Genomic DNA, 8,818 nt, shown 5'->3' with positions numbered 1-8,818 from the left:
GGCTTTCGGCGGCGGGGGGTAGGTGGGTGTCGGCCTACACGAGTCCTTTGCTCGTCACAGGCACGGCGGTCTGTCCGCCTCGCCGGGGCGCGCGAGTCGCGTCGCCTCCCGGCCTTCGCTCTCGTCCGCGGGCGGTGCATGCGGGCGTCGGCTGTATGGGCGGTCGGCCAGGCCGCCGCGCGATCCGGCGTTTCTCGCGGAGCCTCGCTCCCGTAGGCGCGGCACAGCGAGGAACAGTGCGGTGCCGGACCGGAGTTGACGGTGCGTCGCGGCGGCGCCCCTGGGGCACGGCCAGCAGGCCAAGTACGTGGGGCCGCCCCCGTACCTCCGGTACGAGAAGCGGCCCCGGACATCGGCTCGGTCCGGCCTACGGTCGGCCCGCCGGGACCGGCGTGTCGTGTACGCGGCTGCCCGCCCGGGTCCTGCGGCGCAGCGTGGGGCGGTTCTCCTGGGGGGACGGCGTGGTCTCCGGGCCTCCGTTCGCGGGCAGTCGCTCCGCGAGAGTGGCGACGGTCGGGGAATTGAACACGTCGCGCAGGGTCAGTTCGGCGCCCAGCGCCGAGCGGATCCGGTTCACCAGCCGTACCGCGAGCAGTGAATGGCCGCCCACCCGGAAGAAGTTGTCGTCCCTGCCGATCTGCCTGCCGCCGAGAATCTCGACGAACAGGCCGTGCAGGACCTCCTCCCGTGCGTCACGCGGCAGTTCGGCCTCCGAACCCCGGACGTCCTCGGGAGCGGGCAGGGCGAGTCCGTCCAGCCGGCCCTCCCGCGTCAGCGGAAGCGCGTCGAGTACGACGAACTCCGCCGGAACCCAGTGCGCGGGCAGCGTCTCGGCCGTGGCCGCCCGTACCGCCGCCACGTCGGGCGCCCTTTCGCCCGCCGCCACCAGATAGGCGACCAGGCGGCGCTCGCCCGGCTCGTCCTCCCGGAGAAGTACGGCGGCCCGCCGGACCGACGGATGCCGGGTGAGCACCGTCTCGATCTCCCTGGGCCCGACCCGCAGCCCACGCACCGTCGGCGGTTCGTCCAGGCGACGGCCGAGGACGTGCAGGGTTCCGTCCGCCGTCCGGACGGCGGACTCGCCGGTACGGTGCATCCGGCTGCCCGCGGGGCCGAACGGATCGGCCGTGAAGTGCGCCGCCGACACCCCGGGCCGACCCGGGAGACCGTCCGCGGTTCGCGGACCCGCGACGTACAGCTCACCCGGCACACCGACGGGCACCGGACGCAGTCTGCCGTCCAGGACGTAGCGGTGTCCCTCGCCGAAGGTCCCCGGGCCGTTCCCCACGGTGCCGCCGTGGCCGAACACGCTGCCCGACGAGCCGTGGCCGTACACGATCCGCACCTGCCCGAACAGGTCCTGTGCGTATACCAGTTGCCCGGACGAGGGGGGCTCCTCGCAGCTGATCACCAGGCCGAGCCGGGCGAACGCCTCCGGATGGTCGTCCACGAGCGCGTCGAACACCCGGCCCGGCAGCGCCGTGGCGGTGACGCCGTGCCCGGTGACGAGCGAAGCGATCGCCTCGGGCCGTCCGCTGCCCCCGGACGACAGCACACAGGCCGCGCCGGACAGCAGCGGGCCCCACAGCTCCAGGGCGAACCGCTCCGAGGTGACGGGTGCGTGCTGGAGCCATGTCTCCGGGCGGCCCCCGGAGGACGTCGGCCCCAGGAGCGCGCGGTCCGTCGCGGCGGCCACGACGGCGCGGTGCGAGAACAGCGCGGCGGGCGTGCCCGGCAGGACGTACGCCGCCTCCGACGCGTCGCCCGCGAGCGACGGGGCACCCGGGTCGGACCCGGCGTCCATCGCCGAACCCCCCGTCACGGGAACGCCGTCGGCGTCCAGCACGACGACGTGGGCAGACCGGGCCACCCGCGCTCCGCAGGAGCAACATGACCTGGACGAGCGGGTGATGGGCGGTGGAACGGTCCGGGCTCAGATGCTCCACGAGCTGTTCGAAGGGGACGTCCTGGTGCGCGTACGCGGCCAGATCGGTGTCCCGGACCCGGGCCACCAGCTCGGTGAAGGCGGGATCGCCCGAGACATCCGTCCGCAGGACCAGGGTGTTCACGAAGAAGCCCACCAGGTCGTCCAGGGCCGCGTCACCGCGCCCGGCCTCGACGGTCCCGATCGGCAGATCGGTCCCCGCCCCCAGCCTCGACAGCGTGAGCGCCAGCGCCGCCTGGAGGACCATGAAGAGCGTCGCGCCGCTCTCCCCGGCGATGCGGGCCAGAGCGTCGTGCGCGTCCGCGTCGAGCGCGAACGGCACCAGCGCGCCTTCGTGGCTCGCGACCGCCGGGCGGGTGCGGGCGGCCGGCAGCTCCAGCACCGGCGGGGCGCCGTCCAGAGCGGCCCGCCAGAAGAGAAGCTGTCGCGCGAGCACACTCTCCGGGTCGGACTCCTCGCCCAGCACCTCGCGCTGCCAGAGCGCGTAGTCGGCGTACTGCACGGGCAACGGCCGCCATTCGGGAGCCTGTCGGGCGAGCCGCGCGGTGTAGGCGGCCGACAGGTCGGCGAGCAGCGGTTCCAGGGACCAGCCGTCGCCCGCGATGTGGTGCACCAGCACCACCAGCACCTGCGCGCCCGAGTCGGCCACCTCCAGGAGCCGCGCGCGCAGCGGGACGTCGGCGCCGAGGTCGAAGATCTGGCCCGTCGCCGCGTCCACGGCCCCGGTCAGACCTGCCTCGTCGGTGTGCACCACGTCCAGCGGCGGCCGGACCCCGGTCAGGATCCGCTGGTACGGCTCGCCGTCCACGACACCGCACACCGTACGCAGCACCTCGTGCCGCTCGGCGACATCGGCAAGCGCGTCCGCGAGCACAGTGGCGTCCAGTCGTCCGTCCAGCCGGAGCACGACCGGGATGTTGTACGAACGGCTGGGTCCTTCCAGCTCGTTGACGAACCACAGCCTGCGTTGCGCGAACGACATGGGCACCCGCTCGGGGCGCTCCACCGGAACCAGAACGGGTCGCGCCGACCCGCCGGCCAGTTCGTCCAGCCGCCGGTCGAGCCCGGCCGGGGTGGGGGCCAGGAACAGGTCACGGATGCCGAGTTCTACGCCGAGTACGGATCTGACGCGGTTCACCAGGCGCACACCGAGCAGTGAATGCCCGCCGTTGCGGAAGAAGTTGTCGTCCGGAGCGATCCGCCCCCTGCCCAGCACCGCGGCGAAGAGCCCGCACAGGATCTCCTCGCGCGGTGAGCGTGCCGCCCCGGCTGCGCCCTGGGATCCGGCGTGCGGATCCCCGTCACCCGCTGCCCGTTCGCCCGCGCCGTCCTCGGCCCGCGCCCCGGCGTCCGCGACCCGTTCGCGCCGTTCGGCCAGTTGGTGGCGTTCGGCGTCGGTGAGGGCGACGGCGTCGGTGACGCGGGTGGCCGGGTCGGTGGCGACGGCGTCGAGCGCCCGGGTGAGGAAGCCGAGCAGCAGGGTGGCGGTCGGTGCGTCGAACAGGTCGGTGGCGTACTGGAACCACACCTCGACACCGCCGGGCTCCCCGCCGTCGCCGTACACCTCCGTGCAGAAGACGTTGATGTCGAACTTGGCGGTGCGCAGCCCGGCCGGTTCGACGGCGCCCGGGATGCCGCCGAGCCGTACGCCCGGATCGGTGCCGTTCTGGAGGGTGAGCATCGTCTGGAAGAAGGGGTGGTGGGAGAGGGAGCGGGCCGGGTTGAGGTGTTCGACCAGCAGGTCGAAGGGCAGGTCGTCATGGGCGTACGCGGCGAGGCCTATCTCCCGTACCCGGTCCAGGAGTTCGGTGAAGGCCGGATCGCCCGACACATCGGTGCGCAGCACCAGACTGTTGACGAAGAACCCGACGACGTCGTTGAGTTCCTCCTCCGGGCGCCCCGCCACTGCCGAGCCCACGACGATGTCGTCCCGCCCGCTCACCTCCGCGAGCAGACCCGCCAGGGCCGCCTGCGCCACCATGAACAGGCTCGCCCGTCGCGACCGTGCGAGTTCCAGCAGCCGGGCGTGGGTCCCGGCGTCGATCCAGCCCTTCACCAGGTCCCCCCGGCCCGACGGCTCCGCCGGCCGCGGCCGGTCCGTCGGCAGCTCCAGCACCGGCGGCACTCCGGCCAGCGCCTCGCGCCAGAAGGCCAGTTGCTCGGCCATCACACTCGCCGGGTCGTCGGCGTCGCCCAGCATGTCGCGCTGCCAGAGCGTGTAGTCGGCGTACTGCACCGGCAGTTGCTCCCACTGCGGGGCCGCGCCCGCCGACCTCGCCGCGTACGCGGTCGACAGGTCCCGCAGCAGCGGTCCGGTCGACCAGCCGTCCGTCGCCACGTGGTGGAGCAGCAGCACCAGCACGGACTCACCGGCACCATCCACGAACAGCCGTACCTGAAGCGGCCGTTGTGCCGTGATGTCGAAGGGCTCGTGCGCGAACGCGTCCACCAGGGCGTCCACGGCCCCGGGCGCGCACTCCACCCACTCCGGCTCCGGTCCGGGATCGCCGAGGACGTGCTGGTACGGCTCACCGTCCACGGCGGGGAACACGGTACGCAGCACCTCGTGGCGCCGCACCACGTCCGACACCGCCGCGGCCAGCGCGTGCCGGTCCGGCACACCGCCCAGCCGCAGCACGACCGGCACGTTGTAGGTCGCCGACGCGCCTTCCAGGCGATTCATGAACCACAGCCGACGCTGCGCGAACGACAACGGGAGCACAGTCATTCCTCCAGACATTTCAAGGGAGTTGAGCGATCTCGCCGACTTGCCCGGAGTCCGGGCGGCGCCGGGAGCCCGCGCGGCGGGACGGAAGCGGGAGCGGTGGAACCGGGACGGGGCCCGCGGGGGAGCGGCGCCGCACGGCGACATTCAGGGCCCGGGTCCTGCCCATGAGGAAGGGACCGGGTGGGCGCGGCACCGGCTCCGGGCCGGCACCGGCTCCGGGCCGGCGCCGCGCCGGCGGACGGGCGCCGGTCAGGCCGACGCCCCCACCGGCTGCCGTTCGGCCTCCTGGGCGGCGAGCATCGACTCGATCCGCCCGGCGAGGTCACGCAGCCGGGGGTGCGCGTAGACGGTCTTCACCGGAAGGCTCACCCCCAGCTCCCTGCGGACCCCGGCGACCAGTTTGATCGCCAGGAGCGAGTGACCGCCCAGCTTGAAGAAGTTGTCGTCGGCGCCGATCCGGGGCATGTCGAGCACCTGCGCCCAGACCCGGGCGATCAACTCCTCGACGGGGCCGGTCGGTTCGTCGGCCGCCGGGCCACCGGCCGGAGCGGCCGGGCCGGCCACGGGCGGCGCGGCCACCGGGGCGGGGAGCGCGGCGCGGTCCAGCTTGCCGCTGGGCGTCGTGGCGAACCGCGCCACCTCCATGAGGACGGCCGGCACCATGTAGCCCGGCAGCGTCGCCGTCAGGTGCTCGCGCAGCTCCGCCTCGGCCACCGGCCGTGAGGCGCGGTAGTACGCGACGAGTCCGGCGGTCCCGTTGACGTCGTCCCGCAGGACCACCGCGGCCTCGGCGACGGCGGGGTGTCCGGAGACGGCCGCCTCGATCTCGTACAGCTCCACACGGTGACCACGCACCTTGACCTGGCCGTCCGCACGGCCGAGGTAGGCGAGCCGGCCGTCCGGCAGCCGGCGGCACAGGTCACCGGTCCGGTACATCCGCGAGCCGCCCGCCGACATGTCGGCCACGAACCGCTCGGCGGTCAGGGCGGGGCGCCGTCGGTAACCCCGGGCGACCCGGGGACCGGCCAGATACAGCTCGCCGGTCTCGCCGTCCGCGACCGGCCGCAGCTCGTCGTCCAGCAGCCGCATGCGCAGACCGGGCAGGACGGCGCCGATGTGCGGGCCGTCGCCGGCGGCGATCCACCCGGCGGTGGCGTCCACGGTGCACTCGGTCGGGCCGTACAGATTGACGGCGCGCAGCACGCCCTCGTCCACCAGCCCCGCCAGGCGCCCCCACAGGTCGGGGCTGATCGCCTCGCCGCCGATGAGCAGGGTGAGCGGGCCGCCGGCCGCCGGGTCACGGGGCGGGAGGTGCTCCAGAAGCGGCTCGGCGTGCGACGGGGTGATGTCGAGATCGGTCAGCGACCGGTCCCCGATCAGTGCGGCGAGGAGCGCCGGGTCGGACCGTGTCTCCGTGTCGATCATGACGAGGGTGTCGCCCCGGCAGAGGCGTACCCACTGCTGCACCGACGCGTCGAAGGACGGTGACGCGTTCCAGCCGACCCTGCCCGGCCCGGGAGCGGCGATCCCCTCGGACTCCAGCTCGGCCAGGAGCGCCGACGCGGAGCCCCGGCTCACCTCGACGCCCTTGGGGAGCCCGGTGGAGCCGGAGGTGTAGATGACGTACGCCAGGCTCCGCGCGTCGACCGCGACCGGGGCGAAGCCGCCGTCCGTCAACGGGCCGACGGGTGAGGTCAGTTCACCGAAAGCCACCGTACCGGGCCCGTCGGCCGGCCCGTCGGACGGTTCTGCGCCGTCCGCGACGATCAGCAGATCGGCAGCCGAGTCCTCGACCAGATACCTCCTGCGCTCCGCAGGCAGCGCCGGGTCGACCGGAAGATAGGCCGCCCCCGCGGTGAGCGTGCCGATCAGCGCCACCACCAGGTCGGCGCCGCGAGGCAGGCTCAGCGCCACCACGCTCTCCGGGCCCACACCGCGCCTGGCCAGAACCCTGGCGACGCGTCCCGCCTCGGCCCGCAGCTCACCGAAGGTCAGCTCCCGGTCGCCGGCCAGCACGGCGGGGCGGTCGGCCGGTACGGCCGCGAGCCGGGCCAGCAGATCCCGCGCCGTGCCTCCGGCGGCTGCCGGACCCGTGTTCTCGCTGTGGGCATGTGCTGTCGTCATCGCCGCTCACTCCCCGAACGGGGTCGTCGAGGGCGCGGTCGCGGGGCGGCAGGCGTCCAGGGTGATGGGGTCGCCCATGGCCACCAGGATCTTCCGGTCACCCTTGAAGGACTCCCGGCCGTGGGCGTTGAGCACGTTGTCGACCAGCATCACGTCACCGCGCTGCCAGGTCTCGCGGACGGTGACCTGGTCGTAGACGCGGTTGATCGCGTCGACCTCGTCGGCCGTCAGCCGGGTGCCGTCGCCGAGGTAGGTGTCGAACGGCAGCCCGTCGTCCCCGTACGTCTCCAGCAGCACCTCGCGGACGTCGGCGTCCAGCGTCCGGTTGTTCCAGAACGCGAAGTGGTTGAACCACGACTCCTCGCCCGTGACCGGGTGGGTGACGACCGCCGAGCGCCGCTGGCGGGTGCGCAGCGCGCCGTCCGGCAGCCACTCGTAGCCGATCGCGTTCTCACGGCAGTACGCCTCGGCCACGGCGGGATCCTCGGTGGCGAAGCTCTTCTGCCAGGGCAGCCCGGCCAGTTCGGAGAAGTTGCGGGTCAGCAGCCAGCCCTTGGCCATGAACCTGTCGCGCAGATCCGCGGGCAGCAGGCGAAGCGCCGCGCGCATGTCGCCGACCGTCGTCGCGCCGTCCTCCGAGGGAGCGGTGACGCAGCCGAACAGCAGGGTGCCGGGGAAGTCGAGGGTGTAACTGTTCTCGTTGTGCAGCCGGATCGGCTGGACGGCGGGCAGGTCGGTCGACGAGAACACGCCCTCGCCGAAGTCGGTGCGCGGCGTGGCCTTCTCCTTGTAGCCGGCTCTGCGCGGCATGAGAACGTCGCGCACCCGCCCGAAGTCGGCCGCGTCACCCACCCCCAGCCCGCGGATCAACAGGGCTCCGGAGCGGTGCAGTTCGTCCTTGACCGCGGGCCGCTGATCGGTGAGCCAGTCGATCGCCGGGTCGATCGCGTCGAACGAGGGGGTCCGCAGGACCGCGGGCTTGCCCGCTTCCCTGCTGACGTCGAGAGCGGTGGCGGGGGTGGCGGTGGCCGTGGGCGACATCGCGTGATTCCTTCTGATCGGGTGGACGGGTGGTCTGGGTCAGGCGAATTCGTGCGGGGTGGGCGCGCCGGAGACCACGGAGTTGACGAGGCCGAAGAAGCGCTCCAACTGCTGCTGGAAGTAGAAGTGGCCGCCCGGCAGGGACTCGAACGTGGCCGGACCGGTGGTGATCTCGGCCCATCGCGCGAGCGCGTCGAGCGGTACGACCGGGTCCTCGGTGCCGCCGATCGCGGTCACCGGGCAGCTCAGCGCGGGGGAGGGTCCGGTGTAGCGGTAGACGTCGTCGATCGCGAAGTCCGCGCGGATCGACGGAATGATGATCTCGCGGAGCTCGGGCTCGTCGAGAATGCCGTCGTCGGTGCCTCCGCGTGCCTTGATGGCCGTGACCAGCTCGTCGTCGGTGAGCCGTTCGGGGTGGACCGTGCTCGGGTTGGCGATGAACGGCGCCCGGCACGCCGAGGCGATGAGCGCGCGCGGCGCCCGGCCGGCCAGGGTGAGGGCCCGTGCCACCTCGAAGGCGACGAGCGAACCCATGCTGTGTCCGAGTACCACCAGGTCGTCGGTTCCGGCCGGCAGGCTCTCTACGATCGGACCGACCAGGTCGTCGACGTCGGTGGGGAGCGGGTCGGAGAAGCGGGCACCGCGGCCGGGGTACTGGCCGATCAGCAGCCGTACGTCGGACGGCAGGAACGCGCGCCACTCCGTGTAGGCGTGGGCGTTGCCGCCGGCGTGCGGGAGGACCAGCAGGGACGTACGTATCTCGGTGGCGTCGGCGGCGTCGAGTGACCACACCACGTCGTCGGGATCGGGAATCACCTTGCACTCCGTTCGTCTTCAGGACAGCGGGACAGCGGGACAGCGGTAAGGAGGGGCAGCGGGAAAGAGGGGCGGGACACGAGAAAGGGAAATGAGCGAAGTAGTACGTCAGCCGCGCGCGCCGTCACCGCTCAGGAGCGCGCCCGCCTCGGTGCGGCGCCGCA

Annotated in this window: 4 protein-coding genes and 2 pseudogenes; all 6 read right to left on the bottom strand. The window is 73.2% G+C overall.

Translation table 11 applies throughout. The features are described from left to right. Positions 1 to 367: 367 nt before the first annotated feature. The 6 genes and pseudogenes from GXP76_RS36005 to GXP76_RS10220 all read right to left on the bottom strand — a co-directional run bounded on the left by GXP76_RS36005 (position 368) and on the right by GXP76_RS10220 (position 8,654). A complete protein-coding gene (locus GXP76_RS36005; protein WP_374360473.1) occupies positions 368 to 1,222 on the bottom strand; it encodes a phosphopantetheine-binding protein in 855 nt (284 codons plus the stop codon). A 3-nt stretch (positions 1,223 to 1,225) separates the two neighbouring features. Then, positions 1,226 to 1,804, bottom strand: a pseudogene (locus tag GXP76_RS36000) (AMP-binding protein); the annotation flags it as partial. 70 nt (positions 1,805 to 1,874) lie between these two features. Beyond that, a pseudogene (locus GXP76_RS10235) lies at positions 1,875 to 4,628 on the bottom strand (condensation domain-containing protein); the annotation flags it as partial. Positions 4,629 to 4,922: 294 nt separating this feature from the next. After that, on the bottom strand, positions 4,923 to 6,797 hold the full coding sequence (locus GXP76_RS10230) for a non-ribosomal peptide synthetase (protein WP_242571141.1): 1,875 nt from the start codon (positions 6,795 to 6,797) through the stop codon (positions 4,923 to 4,925). 6 nt (positions 6,798 to 6,803) lie between these two features. After that, on the bottom strand, positions 6,804 to 7,838 hold the full coding sequence (locus tag GXP76_RS10225; protein ID WP_242571140.1) for a TauD/TfdA family dioxygenase: 1,035 nt from the start codon (positions 7,836 to 7,838) through the stop codon (positions 6,804 to 6,806). Positions 7,839 to 7,877: 39 nt separating this feature from the next. Then, positions 7,878 to 8,654 carry a thioesterase II family protein gene (locus GXP76_RS10220; RefSeq protein ID WP_242571139.1) on the bottom strand — a complete coding sequence of 259 codons (777 nt, stop codon included), beginning with the start codon at positions 8,652 to 8,654 and terminating at the stop codon, positions 7,878 to 7,880. Between the last annotated feature and the right edge of the window lie 164 nt (positions 8,655 to 8,818).

Source organism: Streptomyces sp. NP-1717, assembly GCF_022695985.1.
In the GTDB taxonomy this organism is placed as follows: domain Bacteria; phylum Actinomycetota; class Actinomycetes; order Streptomycetales; family Streptomycetaceae; genus Streptomyces.
Note: the sequence above shows the minus strand (reverse complement) of the source record. Positions and strands in the feature narration are given on the sequence as shown.

Coding starts and splice junctions, on each gene's coding strand:
- GXP76_RS10230 (WP_242571141.1), bottom strand. CDS start 6,797: ATGACGACAGCACATGCCCACAGCGAGAACACGGGTCCGGCAGCCGCC.
- GXP76_RS10225 (WP_242571140.1), bottom strand. CDS start 7,838: ATGTCGCCCACGGCCACCGCCACCCCCGCCACCGCTCTCGACGTCAGC.